Source organism: Streptomyces rhizoryzae (assembly GCF_023155275.1).
GTDB lineage: Bacteria > Actinomycetota > Actinomycetes > Streptomycetales > Streptomycetaceae > Streptomyces > Streptomyces rhizoryzae.
The window spans coordinates 14,609-33,124 of record NZ_JALMUV010000042.1 but is presented as its reverse complement, the minus strand read 5'-3'; the positions used below and the strand labels follow the sequence as shown (position 1 = coordinate 33,124).

The 18,516-nt window shown below is 73.4% G+C and carries 15 protein-coding genes; 6 read left to right on the top strand and 9 right to left on the bottom strand.

What is annotated here, in order from left to right; genetic code table 11:
* Window positions 1-522, top strand: coding sequence for a DUF1203 domain-containing protein (locus tag MUU72_RS27445; RefSeq protein WP_248016096.1), 522 nt, complete (start codon window positions 1-3; stop codon window positions 520-522).
* 263 nt (window positions 523-785) lie between these two features.
* Here MUU72_RS27445 and MUU72_RS27440 read toward each other — a convergent pair whose 3' ends face one another.
* The 3 genes from MUU72_RS27440 to pepN form a co-directional block, all read right to left on the bottom strand.
* Window positions 786-1,817: an aspartate-semialdehyde dehydrogenase gene (locus tag MUU72_RS27440; RefSeq protein ID WP_248016095.1), complete on the bottom strand. Its 1,032-nt coding sequence runs from the start codon at window positions 1,815-1,817 to the stop codon at window positions 786-788.
* Between the two features lie 203 nt (window positions 1,818-2,020).
* Window positions 2,021-3,046, bottom strand: coding sequence for an endonuclease domain-containing protein (locus MUU72_RS27435; protein WP_248016094.1), 1,026 nt, complete (start codon window positions 3,044-3,046; stop codon window positions 2,021-2,023).
* Between the two features lie 124 nt (window positions 3,047-3,170).
* Window positions 3,171-5,759: an aminopeptidase N gene (gene pepN, locus MUU72_RS27430; protein WP_248016093.1), complete on the bottom strand. Its 2,589-nt coding sequence runs from the start codon at window positions 5,757-5,759 to the stop codon at window positions 3,171-3,173.
* 115 nt (window positions 5,760-5,874) lie between these two features.
* Between pepN and MUU72_RS27425 the strand changes: the two genes are divergently transcribed.
* Window positions 5,875-6,570 (top strand): mycothiol-dependent nitroreductase Rv2466c family protein, encoded by a 696-nt coding sequence (locus MUU72_RS27425; RefSeq protein ID WP_248016092.1) that lies wholly within the window; start codon window positions 5,875-5,877, stop codon window positions 6,568-6,570.
* A 124-nt stretch (window positions 6,571-6,694) separates the two neighbouring features.
* Here the strand turns inward: MUU72_RS27425 and MUU72_RS27420 are convergent, their stop codons facing one another.
* The 3 genes from MUU72_RS27420 to MUU72_RS27410 form a co-directional block, all read right to left on the bottom strand.
* A complete protein-coding gene (locus MUU72_RS27420) occupies window positions 6,695-7,336 on the bottom strand; it encodes a superoxide dismutase (protein ID WP_248016091.1) in 642 nt (213 codons plus the stop codon).
* A 181-nt stretch (window positions 7,337-7,517) separates the two neighbouring features.
* Window positions 7,518-8,939, bottom strand: coding sequence for an amino acid permease (locus MUU72_RS27415; RefSeq protein WP_248016090.1), 1,422 nt, complete (start codon window positions 8,937-8,939; stop codon window positions 7,518-7,520).
* Window positions 8,940-9,188: 249 nt separating this feature from the next.
* Window positions 9,189-10,571 (bottom strand): amino acid permease, encoded by a 1,383-nt coding sequence (locus MUU72_RS27410; RefSeq protein ID WP_248016089.1) that lies wholly within the window; start codon window positions 10,569-10,571, stop codon window positions 9,189-9,191.
* 359 nt (window positions 10,572-10,930) lie between these two features.
* Here MUU72_RS27410 and MUU72_RS27405 point away from each other — a divergent pair, with 359 nt between their 5' ends.
* On the top strand, window positions 10,931-11,527 hold the full coding sequence (locus tag MUU72_RS27405) for a biotin transporter BioY (RefSeq protein ID WP_248016088.1): 597 nt from the start codon (window positions 10,931-10,933) through the stop codon (window positions 11,525-11,527).
* An 83-nt stretch (window positions 11,528-11,610) separates the two neighbouring features.
* Here MUU72_RS27405 and MUU72_RS27400 read toward each other — a convergent pair whose 3' ends face one another.
* Window positions 11,611-13,074 (bottom strand): amino acid permease, encoded by a 1,464-nt coding sequence (locus tag MUU72_RS27400; protein ID WP_248016087.1) that lies wholly within the window; start codon window positions 13,072-13,074, stop codon window positions 11,611-11,613.
* Between the two features lie 187 nt (window positions 13,075-13,261).
* On the opposite strand from MUU72_RS27400, the gene MUU72_RS27395 reads away from it, so the two are divergent.
* Entirely contained in the window at window positions 13,262-13,750 is a 489-nt protein-coding gene (locus MUU72_RS27395) for a ribose-5-phosphate isomerase (protein ID WP_248016086.1), read from the top strand.
* Between the two features lie 106 nt (window positions 13,751-13,856).
* Window positions 13,857-14,678 (top strand): Fpg/Nei family DNA glycosylase, encoded by an 822-nt coding sequence (locus tag MUU72_RS27390; protein ID WP_248016085.1) that lies wholly within the window; start codon window positions 13,857-13,859, stop codon window positions 14,676-14,678.
* A 16-nt stretch (window positions 14,679-14,694) separates the two neighbouring features.
* On the opposite strand, the gene MUU72_RS27385 is transcribed toward MUU72_RS27390, so the two are convergent.
* The gene (locus MUU72_RS27385) at window positions 14,695-15,924 is read right to left on the bottom strand and encodes a GNAT family N-acetyltransferase (RefSeq protein ID WP_248016084.1); all 1,230 of its coding nucleotides are present in this window, start codon (window positions 15,922-15,924) and stop codon (window positions 14,695-14,697) included.
* A 165-nt stretch (window positions 15,925-16,089) separates the two neighbouring features.
* Here MUU72_RS27385 and MUU72_RS27380 point away from each other — a divergent pair, with 165 nt between their 5' ends.
* Window positions 16,090-17,196: a PP2C family protein-serine/threonine phosphatase gene (locus tag MUU72_RS27380; protein ID WP_248016083.1), complete on the top strand. Its 1,107-nt coding sequence runs from the start codon at window positions 16,090-16,092 to the stop codon at window positions 17,194-17,196.
* Here the strand turns inward: MUU72_RS27380 and MUU72_RS27375 are convergent.
* Window positions 17,153-18,370, bottom strand: a complete 1,218-nt coding sequence (locus MUU72_RS27375; RefSeq protein WP_248016126.1) for a cation:proton antiporter — start codon at window positions 18,368-18,370, stop codon at window positions 17,153-17,155. The genes MUU72_RS27380 and MUU72_RS27375 overlap by 44 nt on opposite strands.
* Between the last annotated feature and the right edge of the window lie 146 nt (window positions 18,371-18,516).

Genomic DNA, 18,516 nt, shown 5'->3' with positions numbered 1-18,516 from the left:
ATGACGACCTACACACCGCTGGCCATCCCGGCCGCCGTCCTCGCCGAACTGCGCCGCACCGACGACTCCGGGCGGCCCCTGGAACCGTTCACCGCCCGGGAGCACGGGGCGCCGGTGGACTGCGTGGGCAGTCCGCTGCGCTGCTGCCTGCGGGCCGCCGGGGCGGGGGAGGAGGTGGCCCTGGTGTCGTACGCGCCGCTGCGCCGCTGGGCGGCCGCCACCGGCGCCGCGCCGGGGGCCTACGACGAGGCGGGGCCGGTGTTCGTGCACGCCCGGGAGTGCCCGGGTCCCGACCCGTCGGCCACCGGCTACCCCTTCGCCCGGCCCGGCGCGCTGCGGACCCTGCGCCGCTACGACCGCCGGGGCCGGATCGCCGGCGGCCGCCTCTTCGAGATCCCGCAGGACTCCGCGGCCGGCTTCGACGCGGCCCTCACCGAGGCGTTCGCCGACCCGGAGGTGGCCCTCGTCCACGTCCGCGCCGTGGAGTACGGCTGCTTCCAGTTCGAGGTGCGGCGGCCCTGAGCGGCCCGGCCGACCACGAGCCGGCGCGCGGCAGCGGGGCCCACAGGGCGCGCCCGGCCGTCATCGTCTCCCACGACGGCGCCAACGAGGTGCGCTCGCTCGCCCCGGAACGCCTGCTCCGCTTCCTCGGCTCCGTCCCCCGGCAGCGCATGAAAGAAGTCGACGCCGCCCTGCGGCGGCACCTGGCGCTTCCGAGCGCCCCGCACCCGGCCGGGGCCCGCACGGTGTGTTCCGTGCGGGCCCCGGCCGGTGTGCGCAGAAGATCAGCCGCGGAGTTCGGCGGCGACCAGCTCGGCGATCTGGACGGCGTTGAGCGCGGCGCCCTTGCGGAGGTTGTCGTTGGAGACGAACAGCGCCAGGCCGTTCTCGGCGGTCTCGTCGCGGCGGATCCGGCCCACGAAGGACGCGTCCTGGCCGGCGGCCTGGAGCGGGGTGGGGACGTCGGAGAGCGCCACGCCGGGCGCGGCGGCCAGCAGCTCCTGGGCGCGCTCGGGGGCGAGCGGGCGGGCGAAGCGCGCGTTGATCTGGAGGGAGTGGCCGGTGAAGACCGGGACGCGGACGCAGGTGCCGGACACCTTCAGCTCCGGGATGCCCAGGATCTTCCGGCTCTCGTGGCGGAGCTTCTGCTCCTCGTCGGTCTCGTTCAGCCCGTCGTCGACGATCGAGCCGGCCAGCGGCAGGACGTTGAAGGCGATCGGGCGGACGTAGGTGTCGGGGGCCGGGAACTCCACGGCCGCGCCGTCGTGGGTCAGCTTGGTGGCGTCCTGCTCGATGGCCTTGCGGGCCTGCCCGTCCAGCTCGGCGACGCCGGACAGGCCGCTGCCGGAGACCGCCTGGTAGGTGGCGACGACGAGGGAGACCAGTCCGGCCTCCTCGTGCAGCGGGCGCAGCACCGGCATGGCGGCCATGGTGGTGCAGTTCGGGTTGGCGATGATGCCCTTGGGCCGGTCGGTGACCGCCTGCGGGTTGACCTCGGAGACCACCAGCGGGACCTGCGGGTCGCGGCGCCAGGCCGAGGAGTTGTCGATCACGACCGGGCCGGCGTCGGCGACCTTCTCCGCCAGCGCCTTCGAGGTCGCGCCGCCGGCCGAGAAGAGCACGATGTCCAGGCCGGAGTAGTCGGCGGTGGCCGCGTCCTCGACGGTGATCTCGGTGTCCTGCCAGGGCAGCGTCCGTCCCGCGGACCGGGCCGAGGCGAACAGCCGCAGCTGCTCGACGGGGAAGTTGCGCTCGGCGAGAATCCGCCGCATCACACCGCCGACCTGACCGGTGGCTCCGACGATTCCGATCCTCATGGGACTCCTTCTTTCCGCCCCGGCCCGCCGGCCGGGCTCCGGGTGTCTGATGGGAACACCTGCTCAGTGGCGCTCCCATCATGTGTGTGAGACCCGTCGCCTTGTCCAATCCGTTCCAGTGGGTGGAGATCGCGACGGGCGGACGGCAACGGAGCGTGCGCGGGCGTGACGGTCCGTGCGGGGGCGCGCGCCGGGCGGCCCGGTCAGCGCGGGAGGACCGCCACGTACGCCGCCGGCTCCCGGCCGGCGGCCGCCATCAGCGCCGTGCGGATCACCGTCGCCTGCTGCTCGGGGGCCTCCCGCAGGGTGCGCGGCCGGCAGCGCACGACGGTGATGCCGAGCCGCTCCAGGGCGTCCCGGTGCTCGTCTTCGGCGGGCTCCGCGGGCTCCCCGGCGGCCGGGCGGGCCGGGCGGGTGTCGATCTCCACGGCCACCGCGTACTCCGGCCAGTACGCGTCCACCCCGCCCAGGTACGGGCCGCCCGGCAGCCGCAGGTCCACGTTCCACACCGGGTCCGGCAGCCCGTGGGCGCGCACCGCGTCGTAGAGCCGCTGCTCGGCCAGCGCGCGGCCCTCGGCCAGCAGGGCGTCCACCGCGTCCACCACGTGCGGCCGGGCCAGCAGCCGGGCCCGGGTCAGCTCCCGCACCACCGCGGCGGCCTCGCAGTGCCCGCCGCGCACCGCCTCGGTCAGCAGCCGGCGCACCACCGCCCCGTCCGCGAGCCCGGCCACCGCGTCCGCCAGCGCCCGCGGCACCGGCGCGGTGGGCACCCCGGTGACCTGCTGCGGGGCCGGCAGGTCCGCGCCCCGGACGATCCGCGCGAAACCGGCCGAGCGCAGCCGCCGGGACCGCGCCACCAGCACCTCGATGCGCTCCAGGGACAGCAGCGGGGGAGCGGCCGCGAAACCGTGCAGGGCCAGTGCCGCCAGTCCGGTGATCATCGGATCCCGGACGGCCTCCGGGGCGCGCGGCTGGACCGGCACCGACGGGCCGCGGTGGCGGGCGTACCGCAGCGCGGCGTGCAGCCGCTCCTGGCTGGTGGGCGGCCCCTGGTGCAGCAGGTGGACGCCGGGCAGCAGCTGCTGCCAGGGCCCGCCGGGGCGGCAGCGGTCGGCGACCTCGGCCGGCGGCACCCCGTGCGCCCGGAGCTCCTGCGTCGTGAGGACCGGGCAGCTGCCGTCGGCGAGGTGGTGCAGCGGGAGGGGGGAGAGCGGGGTGTCGTGGTTCATGCCGGGTCGATTCCCGGCCCCGCTCCGCCCCCTAACCGCTGTTACCCGCCTGTGGCACAAGCGGGACAATCCTGCCCTCAAGGACGGGCGTTCGACGGCCGAGGGGGGCAGGTCGGGGGAGGGGTTACGGCCGGGGCCCGGCCGCCGCGTCACAAGCCTGTGCGCGCAGCGCCCGCGCCAGGTCGTCCCGCTCCTCCAGCACCAGCCGGCGCAGCGCGGGCGCCGCCTGCCCGTGCCCGGCCAGCCAGTCGTCCGCGGCGTCCAGCGCGGCCCGGTCCACCTGCCAGGACGGGAACAGCCCGCGCACCACCGACATCCCGATCTCGATGGACCGCTCCCGCCAGATCCGCTCGATCACCGCGAAGTAGCGCGGCGCGTACGGGGCCAGCAGCTCCCGCTGGGCCGGCCGGGCGAAACCGGAGAGCGTCGCCTCCACCAGGGCGTTGGAGAGCGCGTCGGACTCCACCACGTCCGCCCAGGCGGCCGCCTTGACCTCGGCCGAGGGGCGGGCGGCCAGGCAGCGGACCTGGTGGCGCTTGCCGGACGCGGTGTTGTCCCGGGCCAGTTCGGCGGCGAGCCGCTCCTCGCCGGCCGCCCCGTGGGCCGCCAGCGGCAGCAGGAACGCCCAGCGGAGCTCCTGGTCGACCACCAGCCCGTCGATCTTCGCGGTGCCGTCCAGCAGCCCCTGGAGCAGCTGGAGGTCGGCCGGGGTGGTGGCCACCGCGGCGAAGTGGCGGGCCCAGCTGAGCTGGTGCCCGCTGCCCGGCTCGGCCACCCGCAGCTCCCGCACCGCGGCCTCCGACAGCTCCCGGGCCGCCCGCTCGTGGTACTCCGGCGCCACGTAGTGCTCCAGCGCGGCCTCCGCCTGCCCCAGCACCGACTGGAGCACGCCGATCACGGTCTCCGCGCCGGCGAACCGCCGCACCAGCTCCAGGAAGTCCCGGGCCGGCATCAGCCCGTCCCGGGTCAGCCCCCACAGCGCCGCCCAGCACAGTGCCCGGGCCAGCGGGTCGCGCAGATCGCCGAGCCGGGCCCGCAGGGTGGCCAGCGACCCCTCGTCGAAGCGGGTCTTGCAGTACGTCAGGTCCTCGTCGTTCACCAGCACCAGCTCCGGCCGCTCGGCGCCGGCCAGCTCCGGCACCGCGGTCCGCGGGCCGGTGACGTCCACCTCGGCGCGGGCGTAGCGCACCAGTGCGGAGTCGGCGTCGAGGCGGCGGTAGAGGCCCACCGCGACCCGGTGCGGCCGCAGTTCCGGGTGGTCGGGCGACGCCTCCTGGAGGATGCTCAGCTCGGTGATCCGGCCCTGCGCGTCGTAGGTCACCTGCGGCGTCAGGGAGTTGACGCCGGCCGTCTCCAGCCAGGACCGCGACCAGGCCGCCAGGTCCCGGCCCGAGGTCTCCTCCAGGACCGCCAGCAGGTCGGCCAGCCGGGTGTTGCCGTAGGCGTGCCGCTTGAAGTAGCGCCGGGCGCCCTCCAGGAAGGCGTCCTGGCCGACGTAGGCCACCAGCTGCTTGAGGACGCTGGCGCCCTTGGCGTAGGTGATGCCGTCGAAGTTGAGCTTGGCGTCCTCCAGGTCGCGGATGTCCGCGGTGACCGGGTGGGTGGAGGGCAGCTGGTCGGCCCGGTACGCCCAGGACTTGCGGCGGTTGGCGAAGGTGATCCAGCCGTCGGTGAAGCGGGTCGCGCCCACCTGCGCGAAGCTGCCCATGAAGTCCGCGTAGGACTCCTTCAGCCACAGGTCGTCCCACCAGTGCATGGTGACCAGGTCGCCGAACCACATGTGCGCCATCTCGTGCAGGATGACGTTGGCCCGCCGCTCGTACGACGCCTCGGTGACCTTGCCGCGGAAGACGAACTCCTCGCGGAAGGTGACGCAGCCCGGGTTCTCCATCGCGCCGAGGTTGTACTCCGGCACGAACGCCTGGTCGTACTTGCCGAACGGGTACGGGAAGTCGAAGTGGTCGTGGAAGAAGTCCAGGCCCTGCTTGGTGACGGTGAAGATGTCGTCCGCGTCGAAGTGCCGGGCCAGGCCCTTGCGGCACAGCGCGCCGAGCGGGACGGTCAGCTCGGTGCCGTCCTCGAAGGTGCGGCGGTAGGTGTCGGTGACGTAGTGGTACGGCCCGGCGACCACGGCGGTGATGTACGTGGAGATCGGCTCGGTGGTCGCGAAGCGGCGGGTGCCGGCCTCGGCGGGGCCCTCCTGGACGCCGTTGCTGAGCACCAGCCAGCCCTCGGGCGCGGTGACCTCGAAGGTGAACGGCGCCTTGAGGTCGGGCTGTTCGAAGTTCGCGAAGACCCGGCGGGAGTCGGCGGGCTCGTACTGGGTGTAGAGGTAGACCTCGCCGTCCTCGGGGTCGACGAAGCGGTGCAGGCCCTCCCCGGTCCGGCTGTAGGCGCACCGCGCGTCCACGACCAGGGTGTTCTCGGCGGCCAGGTCGTCCAGGGCGATCCGGGTGCCGTCGAAGACCGCGGCCGCATCCAGCGTGCGGCCGTTGAGGGTGACCGAGGTGACCGAGGGCGCCAGGAGGTCCGCGAAGCTGGCCGCGCCCGGCTCGGCGCAGCGGAAGCGGATCGTCGTGCGGGACCGGAAGGTCTCCGCCTCGGGGCCCCGGGCGACCGCTGAGCGGACGTCGAGCGCCACGTCGTAGCCGTCGACCGTCAGCAGCCGGCCCCGCTCACGTGCCTCTTCCCGGGACAGATTCTCGCCTGGCACGGTGTGCCTCCCTCACCCTCGTCTCGGATATCGAACACGGGGAATCATGGCACGCGCCCCGCGGGTTGAAGCCTGCACGGAACCACCGCAGCCGACGCACTCACGAGGAGATCCCGTGTCCGAGACCGCGAAGATCCCGGCCGACTTCTGGTTCGACCCGCTGTGCCCCTGGGCGTGGCTGACCTCCCGCTGGATGCTGGAGGTGGAGAAGGTCCGCCCGGTGCAGGTGCGCTGGCACGTGATGAGCCTGGCGGTGCTGAACGAGAACAGGCTCGACGAACTCCCCGAGGAGTACGCCGCCAACATGCGCCCCGGCGGCAAGGCGTGGGGCCCGGTCCGCGTGGTGATCGCCGCCCGGGAGCAGTACGGCGACGAGGTCGTCGGCAGGCTCTACACCGCGCTCGGCACCCGCTTCCACCACCGCGGCGAGGGCATCACCCGCGAGTCCATCGCCGGCGCCCTGGCCGACGCCGGTCTGCCCGCCGAGCTGATCGAGTACGCCGACAAGGACACCTACGACGCCGAGCTGCGCGCCTCCCACAAGGCGGGCATCGACCTGGTCGGCCAGGAGGTCGGCACGCCGGTGATCGCGGTGCCCGGACCGGATTACGGCAGTGCGAGCGAAGCGAGCTCTTCCGGGGGCGGGGGTGGGGCGACGGGCGGGAAGATCGCCTTCTTCGGGCCGGTCGTCACGCCCGCTCCCAAGGGCGAGCAGGCCGCCCGGCTGTGGGACGGCACCCTGGCCGTCGCCTCCATCCCCGGCTTCTACGAGATCAAGCGGACGCGGACCCAGCCTCCGCTCTTCGACTGACACCCGCCGGAGTACGGACGGAGCCCCCGCGAGTCACGTCCTCGCGGGGGCTCCGCTTCTTTCCGCCTGCCCGGTGAAAGGTGAGAAGACGATCACGAGGCAGGACGTCCCGGGGGCTACCGCCTCACGGCGCCAGCAGCAGGTTGTGGGCCCGCTCCTTCGCGGCCGCGTACCGCTTGGCCACGTCCTGCCAGTTGACGACCCGCCACATCGCCTCGATGAAGTCCACCTTCTGGTTCTTGTACTGGAGGTAGAAGGCGTGCTCCCACGCGTCGAAGACCAGGATCGGCACCGAGCCCTGGCCGACGTTGCCCTGGTGGTCGTAGACCTGCTCGACGATGAGGCGGCCGGTCACCGGCTCGTAGGCCAGGACGCCCCAGCCGGAGCCCTGCGTGGTGGCGGCGGCCTTGGACAGCTGTGCCTTGAACTTGGCGAACGAGCCGAAGTTCTCGGCGAGGGCGTCGGCCAGCTCGCCCACCCCGTCCTTCTCCAGCGGCTCGCCGCCGCCGTCGCCGGTCATGTTGTGCCAGTAGATGCTGTGCAGGATGTGGCCGGAGAGGTGGAACGCGAGGTTCTTCTCCAGGCCGTTGATGCTGCCCCACTGGTCCTTGTCGCGCGCCTCGGCGAGCTGCTCCAGGGTGTCGTTGGCGCCCTTCACATAGGCCGCGTGGTGCTTGTCGTGGTGCAGCTCGATGATCTCGGGGCTGATGACCGGCGCCAGCGCCGAGTAGTCGTAGGGGAGTTCCGGAAGTGTGTAGGTCGCCATACCGACCCCGCCTCCAAGCTGCGTAGTCGCCGTAGTTGCAATCGATGTGCAAGAGCACGCTATCAGCAGGAGTGATCACGGGGGCGGTGCGGCGGCGGTCCTGGTCCCAAAGACCGAAGGCGGGGCGGGACCTCGGAAGGAGGTCCCGCCCCGCCTTCGGGGTACGGGGGCTGCCGCGCGCCTACCGCCGGCCCAGCGCCCGCTGCCGGACGAGCCCGATGACCGTCAGCACCAGGCCGAAGCCGCCGGTGAAGAGCAGCTGGATCCGCTGGCTGTCGTCGCGCAGCATCAGCACCAGCACCGCGACGATCCCGGCCAGCGCCACCCAGGTCAGGAACGGGAAGGCCCACATCTTGACCACGAGCCGCTCCGGCGCCTCGCGCTCCAGCTGCCGCCGGGTGCGCAGCTGGGCGGCGGCGATGAAGCCCCAGACCACCAGGACGGCGGCGCCGACCATGTTCAGCAGCCACTGGAAGACCGTGGTCGGCCACCAGAAGCTGAACAGCACCGCGAGGAAGCCGAAGGCGGCGCACAGCAGCACCGCGCGGCGCGGCACCCCGCCGCTCACCTTGCCCAGGAACGCCGGGCCCTGGCCGCGGGTGATCAGCGAGTAGGCCATCCGGGAGGAGCCGTAGATGTTGGCGTTCACCGCGGAGAGCAGGGCGATCAGGATGACCACGTTCATGATCTGGCCGGCCGCCGGGATCTTGAGGTAGTCCAGCACCGCCACGTACGGGCCGCTCTTGGCGATGGAGGGCGCGCTCCAGGGGATGACGGTGACGATGATCGCCATCGAGCCGACGTAGAACAGGGCGATCCGCCACATCGCGGTGCGCACCGCGCGGGCCACGCCGCGGACCGGGTCCTGGGACTCGGCGGCCGCGATGGTCACCGTCTCCAGGCCGCCGTACGCGAACACCGACGCCAGCAGGCCGACCATCAGTCCGTCGACGCCCTTGGGCAGAAAGCCGCCGTCGCCGGTCAGGTGCGCGGTGCCGGGCGCCGAGGTGCCGGGCAGCAGGCCGAGGATGGCCAGCACGCCCAGGATCAGGAAGATCGCGATCGCGGCGACCTTCAGGGCGGCGAACCAGAACTCGAACTCACCGAAGTTGCCGACCGCGGTCAGGTTGGTCGCGGTGAACACGATCATGATGAGCAGGACCCACATCCACGGCTCGGTGGCGGGGAACCACTGGTGCAGCACGTCCGCGGCGCCCAGCGCCTCGGCCGCCACCGCCACGCACAGCAGCGCGGTGAACATCCAGCCCGCGGTGAAGCCGGCCCATGAGCCGATGGACCGCTCGGCGTGCACCGAGAAGGAGCCGGAGGCCGGGTGGGCCGCGGACATCTCCCCGAGCATCCGCATGATCAGCATGACCAGCGCGCCGGAGACGGCGTAGGCCAGCACGATGGAGGGGCCGGCCGCCGCGATGCCCTCGCGCGAGCCGACGAACAGCCCGGCGCCGATCACCCCGCCGAGGGCGATCATCGAGAGGTGGCGCTGCTTCAGGCCGTGCGACAGTGCGCCGCCGTCCTGGCCGGCGCCCGGGGCCGCGGCGGGCCGCGCACCGGCGGACGCGGCGGACGGAGGTGTCCGATTCATGTCGTACCTGTCCCAGTAGGTGAGATGCGGGCGGGGCGATACTGCGTTCTCCCGGGGCCGCGGACGGCTCAACTCCGGGGTCCTCGGCAAAGCTGGCTCAGTCTGAGCGTCCCTGTCCGCTCAGGGCAACAGTCGTGCAGCGATTGTTCGGTATTCAGACGCGATCGTGACCGAGAGTGTCTGATACGTCGTCGAATGCGATGTCCTGTGACGTACGTCTCGGAACCGCCGCAGACGTCCCCGCGCGCCTCAGCGCCGCGCCCGACGCGCCGTCAGTTCCCGTATCCCCGCCACGACCAGCACCGCGGCGGTCGCCCCGGCCGACCACAGCAGCTGCGGGCGGGCGGTGTCATCGGTCAGCATCAGCACGATCACCGCGCCCATCGCCGCCAGCGCCACCCACGTCAGATACGGGAACGCCCACATCCGCAGCGCCAGCCGCTCCGGCGCCTCGCGCTCGATCCGCGGCCGCAGCCGCAGCTGGGAGACGGCGATCAGCCCCCAGACGAACAGCAGCACCGCTCCGACCGCGTTGAGCAAGTACAGGAACACCGAATCCGGCCACTCCAGATTGAGCAGCACCGAGGCGAAGCCGAACGCCACCGACGCCAGCACCGCCCGCACCGGCACCCCGCCCCGGGACACCGTCAGCAGCCCGCGCGGCGCCTCCCCGCGCTCGGCCAGCGAGAACACCATCCGCGAGGAGCCGTAGAGATTGGCGTTCAGCGCCGACAGCAGCGCCACGAACACCACGATGTTCATGATCTGCCCGGCGCCCGGCACCCCGATGTGGTCCAGCACCATCACGTACGGGCTCTTGCCCGGCCGCATCGACGACCACGGCAGCACGGTGACGATGACCAGCATCGAACCCACGTAGAAGAAGAGGATCCGCCACACCGCGCTGCGCACCGCCCGGCCCACCGCGCGCGCCGGATCGTCGGACTCGGCGGCCGCGATGGTGACCACCTCCAGCCCGCCGAACGCGAACACCACCGCCAGCACACCGGAGACCACCCCGCCCCAGCCGTGCGGCAGGAACCCGCCCTGCCCGGTGAGGTTGGCCAGCCCGACCGGCGCGGTGTCCGGCAGCACGCCGAAGACCGCCAGCAGGGCCAGCACCAGGAACAGCACGATCGCGGTCACCTTCAGGGCGGCGAACCAGAACTCGAACTCCCCGAAGTTCTTCACCGCGGCCAGGTTGGCGGCGGTGAAGAACACCATGAAGACCAGCACCCAGCCCCACTGCGGCACCGCCGGCACCCAGCCGTGCGCGATCTGCGCCGCCCCGGTGGCCTCCACCGCCAGCACCACCACCAGCAGGAACCAGTACAGCCAGCCCACGCTGAAGCCGGCCCAGCGCCCCAGCGCCCGCTCCGCGTGCACCGAGAACGCCCCCGACGCCGGCATCGCCGCCGACATCTCCCCGAGCATCCGCATGATCAGCATCGCCAGCGCCCCGGCGATCAGGTACGACAGCACGATCCCCGGCCCGGCCACCGCGATCCCCGCCCCGGAGCCCACGAAGAGCCCCGCGCCGATCACCCCGCCCAGGCCCAGCATCGTCAGATGGCGCTGCTTGAGCCCCGCGGACAGCGGCTCTTTCCCGACCGGGGGCGGTGCGTCGTGCATCGGTTCGTCACTTTCGCAAGGTGCGCAAAGGGCCGGGCCCGCGGAAGGACCCCGCCCGCTTTGGGGGAACTCCACAGGTGGCCGCGGAGCCGTCCCAGTGTCACCGCCCGGTCCGCGCTACCGCAAAACCGGCCCCCGGCCACCGCCCCGGCCGTGACGAGCATCACGTGACCTGCGAAGACGCCCCGCTGCGGGGCGATCTTCGGGCATGCTGACCGTTGTCCGGAAGTCACCGAGCGGGCCGGTACGGCTTTGTCACCGCCACACCATGTGCGCCGCCGTCCGCCTGAACTAACGTCATCTCGTCCCGCCGGACCGGCCCCTGTCGGACCGGTCCCCTCACACCCGCGGAGTCCTTGATGAGTACAGCCGCCCCCGCCCTCCGGCCCGGAGCCGTCCTCGCCGACCTGCTGCCCGCCGCCACCGCCACCCGCGCCCGCGTCCGCGACGCCGCGCTGGTCGCCGGCGGCGCCGTCCTCACCGGGATAGCGGCCCAGATCGCCGTCCCGGTCCCCGGCTCCCCGGTCCCGGTCACCGGCCAGACCTTCGCCGCCCTCCTGGTCGGCGCCTCGCTCGGCGCCCGCCGCGGGCTGCTGTCGCTGGCCCTCTACGCCCTGGCGGGCATCGCCGGCCTGCCGTGGTTCGCGGGCGGTGCCTCCGGTGCCGGCGGCGCCACCTTCGGCTACGTCCTGGGCATGCTGGTCGCCGCCACCGCCGTGGGCGCCCTGGCCCGCCGCGGCGGCGACCGCGGGGTGCTGCGCACCGCCGCCACCATGGCCGCCGGCAACGCCCTGATCTACGCGATCGGCGTGCCCTACCTGGCGTTCGCCACCGGCATGTCCCTGGGCCAGGCGGTCGCGGTGGGCATGGTGCCGTTCCTGATCGGCGACGCCCTGAAGACCGCCCTGGCGATGGGCGCGCTGCCGGCCGCCTGGAAGCTCGCCGGCCGCGACTGACCCGCGGCCGCGGCCGCAACGGCGGCGGGGCCCGCACCCACCAGGGGTGCGGGCCCCGCCGCGTCGTGTGGAACGGGCCGGCGCTACGGCGTGTCCGCCGCCTGCGCCGCCCGGCCCGCCGCCGCCTCCCGGGGCCGCCGCCGCTGGAGCACCAGCCCGGCCGCCAGCACCACCACGGCGGCCACCACCGACAGCACCATCTGCTCCCGGCCGTCCTTGTCGTAGAACATGTAGCCCACCACGAAGACGATCAGCGCGATGGTGGCGTACGTCAGCCACGGGTACAGCCACATCCGCACCGTCAGCCGCTCCGGCATCTCCCGCTCGATGGTCCGGCGCATCCGCAGCTGCGAGAAGCAGATCACCAGCCACACGAAGAGCGCCACCGCGCCCGAGGAGTTCAGCAGGAACTGGAAGATGGTGTCCTTCGAGGTGTAGCTGAAGATCGTCGCGATGAAGCCGAAGGCCACCGACGCCCAGATCGCCACCGCCGGGACGCCGCCCTTGTTGACGGTCGCGAACGACTTCGGCGCGTCGCCGCGCTCACCGAGTGAGAACGCCATCCGGGACGCGGTGTAGAGCCCGGAGTTCAGACAGGACAGCACCGCGGTCAGCACGACCACGTCCATCACCACGTCCACGCCCGGGATGTTCAGCGACTTCAGCACCGCCACGTACGGGCTCTTGGCCACCTCCGGGTCGTCCCACGGCAGCAGCGTCACGATCACCGCGATCGACCCGATGTAGAACAGCGCGATCCGCCAGATCACGCTGTTGACGGCCTTGCGGACGGCCGCCACCGGGTTCGGCGACTCGCTCGCCGCCAGCGTGACGATCTCGCTGCCCATGAACGAGAAGACCACCAGCAGCATCCCGGAGAGGATCGCCCCCGGCCCCTTCGGCAGGAACCCGCCGTGCCCGAGGAGGTTGGCGGTGCCCACCGCGTGGTGCCCCGGCGGCAGCCCGAAGATCGCCAGCGCGCCCACCACGATGAAGATCACGATCGCCACGACCTTGATCCCGGCGAACCAGAACTCGAACTCGCCGAACGACCCCACCGACACCAGGTTCGTCCCGGTCAGCACGATCATCACCAGCAGCGCCCAGGCCCACTGCGGCACGTCCGGTATCCAGCCGGTCAGGATCGCCGCCGCCGCGGTCGCCTCGACCGCCAGCACGACCGACCAGAAGAACCAGTACAGCCAGCCGATGGTGAAACCGGCCCACCGCCCCAGCGCCCGGTCCGCGTACGCGGAGAACGACCCGGAGGCGGGCGAAGCCGCGGCCATCTCGCCCAGCATCCGCATCACCAGCACGACCAGCAGCCCGGTCAGCGCGTAGGAGAGCAGGATCCCCGGGCCCGCAGCCTTGATGCCGGCCCCGGACCCGACGAACAGGCCGGCGCCGATGACCCCGCCGATCGCGATCATGGACAGATGGCGGTTCTTCAGACCGGCCTGAAGCCCGTCCGTCGACCGGTCTGCGGAGCCGCTGCCGGGTTCACCGGCGGCGGGGACCGCGTGGGAGGTAGGCGGGTGCGCGCCCATGTGCACCGTCCTTCGTGGTTCTCGGTGTCGAACCCAGGCATTACAACCTTGTCAACGGCCCGTTTGGAAGAGCCGGACCCGGATCGTTGCCGTACCGGTGGGTTGCCGAAGGCGCAGGCCGCGGCGGCCGGGCGGCTCCGAGCCCCGGTGCGCCCGGCCCGCCCGGCGGCATGCCACACTCATGGCCATGCGCGTGTACATCGGCTCCGACCATGCCGGCTTCGACCTCAAGAACCACCTCGTCGACTGGCTCAAGGCCAACGGCCACGAGCCCGTCGACTGCGGCCCGCACCTCTACGACGCCCAGGACGACTACCCCCCGTTCTGCCTGCGCGCCGCGGAGCGGACCGCCGCGGACCCGGACAGCCTCGGCATCGTGATCGGCGGCTCCGGCAACGGCGAGCAGATCGCCGCCAACAAGGTCAAGGGCGTCCGCGCCGCGCTGGCGTGGAGCGAGGAGACCGCCAGGCTCGGCCGCGAGCACAACAACGCCAACGTCATCTCGGTCGGCGGCCGGATGCACACGGAGCAGGAGGCCACCCGCTTCGTCGAGGTCTTCCTCACCACCCCGTACTCCGGCGAGGAGCGGCACACCCGCCGCATCGAGATGCTCTCCGCGTACGAGACCACCGGTGAGCTGCCCCCCATCCCGGCCCACCACCCCCAGCAGGACTGACGCCGCCGGCCGGTTCGTGGGGGCGCGTTCCGCCGGGGCGGAACGGGTGACACGAGCCGGCCCCCGGGCCGCACCAGAGGACGCACCCGCCGGAGGCCAGCACCCGATGCCCGAAGGGCACACCATCCACCGCCTCGCGCTGGACCACCGCGCCCGCTTCGAGGGCACCGCACTCCGCGCCACCAGCCCGCAGGGGAAATTCGCCGACGGCGCCGCCCTCATCGACGGCCGGACCCTGGAGACCGCCGAGGCCCACGGCAAGCACCTCTTCCTCGGCTTCGGACCGGACCACTGGGTCCACATCCACCTCGGCCTCTTCGGCAAGCTCGGCTTCGGCACCGCCCCGCCCCCGCCGCCCACCGACACCGTCCGGCTGCGGCTGACCGGCGGCGGCCACCACGCCGACCTGCGCGGCCCCACCACCTGCGCGCTGATCACCGGCGCCGAGAAGCAGGCGATACACGACCGGCTCGGTCCCGACCCGCTGCGCCCCGGCGAGGACGGCGACCGCGCCTGGCGGCGGATCTCCCGCAGCCGCACCACCGTCGCCGCGCTGCTGCTCGACCAGAAGGTGATCGCCGGCGTCGGCAACGTCTACCGCGCCGAGGTCCTCTTCCGGCACGGCATCGACCCCTACCTCCCCGGCCGCGACCTGCGCCGGGAGCAGTGGGACGCGATCTGGGCCGACCTGGTCGCCCTGATGCGGGAGGGGGTGCGGAACAACCGGATCGACACCGTCCGCCCCGAGCACACCCCCGAGGCCATGGGCCGCCCGCCCCGGGTCGACGACCACGGCGGTGAGGTCTACGTCTACCGGCGCACCGGCGACCCCTGCCACCTCTGCGGCACCGAGGTGCGCACCGCCGGCCTCGCGGCCCGCAACCTCTTCTGGTGCCCCACCTGCCAGCCCGCCGCCGCCCGGCCCTGACCGCCGCCCCGCCCGGTCAGAAGCCGTGCGGCAGCCAGGGCGCCACGTCGGACCCGAACGCCATCGACGCCGCCGCCAGCGCCCCCGGCCGCAGCTCCCGCACCCGCCCGGCACCGGCCAGCGCGGTCAGCGCGCATCCGCCCAGATAGGCCGAGCCCAGCTCCCGCACCGACAGCGCCAGTTCCGCCGGATCGGTGGTCCGCTCGCAGCGCGCCCCGTGCGCGTCCCCGGACAGCCGCCAGCGCCCGGCGTTCCACGGGCAGAAGTCGTCGGCGACCTCCAGCACCACGTCCACCGGCGCCCGGTACGTCCGGGCCGCCAGCGCCGCCCCCACCTCCACCGGGCGGACGAACAGCGCCTCCCGGATCCCGAGGCCGCAGCGCCGCTGGTCGGCCACCAGGTGCGGCAGCGGATCGTCCACCGGCCGGTCGCGCACCACCACCGACGAGGTCAGGTCGATCCCGAACAGATAGCGCCACAGCGCCGCGTGGACCACCGGGTCCAGCGCGTCCAGGTGCCGCAGCCGGACCGTGCCGCACGGCCCGGTGTGGTCCCAGTCACCCTTGACGGCATACCGGGCGTACCCCCGCACCTCGCCGTCCACCTCGGCCAGCACGCACTGAAGGCGCCCGGCGCCGTCCCGTTCGCCCTCCGGGTCGAGCACCCCCCGCCGCTCCCAGCCGGGCCGCCGCGCCAGCATCCCCGGCCGGCCCGGCACCAGGGCGGCGTAGACCCGCTCGCACTCCGGGAGCGCGGCCACCGGGTCCGCCAGCCGCAGCCGCACCCCGTCCGCGCCCGGCAGCTCCGGGGCGGCCAGCCGCACCGTGTCCACCGCCATCCGCAGCTCCCAGGTGGCCGGGCCGTACCCGAACCGCCCGTAGATCGCCGGCTCGCTCGCGGTCAGCACCGCCAGCGGCTCCCCGCGCTCCCGTACGCCGTCCAGCTGGTGCCGCATCAGCGACCGGAGCACCCCGCGCCGGCGGTGGGTGGGCACCACACCGACCAGCGTCACCCCGGCGGCCGGCACCGCGGCGCCGCCCGGCACCGTCAGTGAGAACGAGAACGAGCCGGCCGTCCCGACGAGCGCACCGCCGGCCACGGCCGCGAGCGCCCGCTCCGGCTCGGTGACCGCCCGCCACCACGCGGCCCGGTCCGCGGCGTCCGGCAGCCCGCCGAACGCCACGTCCACGGTGTGGAACCACGCCGTCAGATCGGTCTCCCGCACCTGCCGCACCTCTGCTGTCATACGTCATCCCTAGCAGCACCCGCTCCGGCCGCGCGACCGCATTTCGAACGCCAATTCCCGGAAATCCACGGGTTGACGTGCAATGAATCGACGCGCCGCCGAACGGGTGGATAAGGTCCCAGAGCAATGACACGCGGCGCGGGAGCGGAGACCTTCAGGGCCCGGATGCACAAACGTCTGCACCGGGTCCGCATCGGCATGCGCAAGGCCGGGGTCGACTCCTTCCGCGGCGACGGCTCCGACTGGCTCGCGCTGGCCGCGCTGCTCGCCGCCGTCCCCGCCATCGCCGGCGGCACCCTCTGGCACCCCGAGTGGATCGCGCCGACCGCGCTGGTCCTCCCGGTCATCGCCGGCGGCCTGCTGCTGCGCCCGGCCAACCTCCTGGTCCTGTACGCGGCCTCCGCCGCCGCCCTGATCGTCGAGGCCGCGCTGTTCGGCCCGTACGACGAGGGCCGGGACCGGATCACCCCGGGCACGGTCCTGGTGGTCGCCGCGGTCGGCCTCTCCGGGCTGCTGGTCGCGCAGTTCCGCAGCCGGGTCGGCGTGCCCTGGCGGCGCGGCGGCACCATGCTCTTCGACCTGCGCGAACGCATCCGGGTGCAGAGCAAGCTGCCCAAACTCCCGGCGGGCTGGCACCACGAGATGGCGCTCCGCCCGGCCGGCGGCCAGTCCTTCTCCGGCGACTTCGTGGTGGCCTCCCGCACCCAGGGCGGCAACGTCCTGGAGGTCGTGCTGACCGACGTCTCCGGCAAGGGCATGGACGCCGGCTCCCGCGCCCTGCTCCTCTCCGGCGCCTTCGGCGGCCTGCTCGGCTCGCTGCCGCCGCACGGCTTCCTGCCCGCCGCCAACGGCTACCTGCTGCGCCAGGACTGGGACGAGGGCTTCGCCACCTCCGTCCACCTCGTCCTGGACCTGGAGTCCGGCGACTACGAGCTGTTCTCCGCCGGCCACCTGCCGGCCCTCCAGCTGAGCGCCGGCACCGGCCGCTGGGAGGAGAAGGCGGGGGAGGGGCCGCTGCTCGGGGTCTACGACGGCGCGCAGTTCGACCCGGTCAAGGGCACCCTGCGCCCCGGCGACGTGTTGATGCTGTTCACCGACGGCCTGGTGGAGGCCGCCGACCGCGATATCGCCGAGGGCATCGACCGGCTGACCGGCGAGGCCGAGCGCCATGTGCACAACGGCTTCGCCGGCGCCGCCTGGCATCTGATCGAGGCCGTCGCCAAGGACGTCAACGACGACCGGGCGCTGCTGCTGATCTCGCGGGAGGGCTGACCGCCGCGGGCGCCGGCCCCCCGCCGCCCGGCCGCGCCCCGCCGCCCGGCAGGAGGCGGGCCGGCAGCCCGGCGCGGCCGGCCGCCAGCGGCCCCAGCACCGCCAGGATCAGCACGTAGCCGGCGATGAACGGCGGCAGCCGCTCGTCCAGTCCGGCGCCCGCCGCCATGGTCGCCAGGATCAGCGCGAACTCGCCGCGGGCCAGCAGCGCGGTGGCGATGTTGGCGGCCGGTTCCGGCCCGAAGCCGTGGATCCGCGCCGCGACCAGCCCCGCCAGGACGTTCATCACCAGCGTCAGCGCGACCGCGAGCAGCACCGGCCCCACCACGCCCGGCAGGTCCCCGGGGTCGATGGAGAGTCCGAACGCGAAGAAGAAGAGCGCCCCGAACGCGTCCCGCAGCGGGTGCACCAGCTTCCGGATCCGCCCTCCGGAACTCGTCCCGCCCAGCATCAGCCCCACCATGAAGGCCCCGATGGCGTCCGCCACCCCGAACCACTCGGAGATACCGGCGACCAGAACGGCCGCGCCCAGGAAGGAGATCACCAGCAGTTCGCTGTCCCGGGTGGCGATCAGCCGGCCGGTGATCCGGGTGCCCCAGCGGGCCGCCGCGGCGAGCAGCAGCAGGAAGCCGAACGCCTTCCCGGCCGCCGGTGCCGCCGCGGCGAGCGAGTCCGCGCCGGAGAGCACCGGCTGGAGCGCGGCCAGGTACAGCGCCAGGAAGACGTCCTCGACGACGATGATGCCGAGGATCGGCTTGGTCTCGGGATTGCCCAGCCGCCCGGTGTCGACCAGCACCTTGGTGACGATCGCGGACGAGGAGATGCCCAGCACCCCGGCGAGCACCAGCGCCTCGGAGGTCCCCCAGCCGAGCGCGAAGCCGAAGCCGAGCCCGGCGCCGACGTTCAGGGTCAGGTACGCCCCGCCGGCCAGCGCCATCCGGCGGCCGCCCGCCTTCAGGTCGTCCACGGGGAACTCCAGCCCCAGGGAGAAGAGGAGCAGGACCAGGCCGAGCAGGGAGAGCATCTCCAGGTCGTGCGGGTCGGCGACCAGCACGAGGCCGGGGGTGTGCGGGCCGAGCAGGATTCCGGCCAGGATGAACAGCGGGATGGTGGGGAGGCCGATCCGCCCGCCGAGGCGGGCCAGGACGGCGGCGGCGAGGAAGGCCCCGCCCAGGGCGATCAGGGTGTCTGCGTGTCCGATGGGCCCGTTCCTCCAGGTCGTCGGTGCGCCGCCGCGGGGGGACCGGGCTTCCGCCCCGGCCGGCCCCGGTCAAGACAGCGTCAAGAAATGGTCAATACTTAGATTGCCGAATCATTATC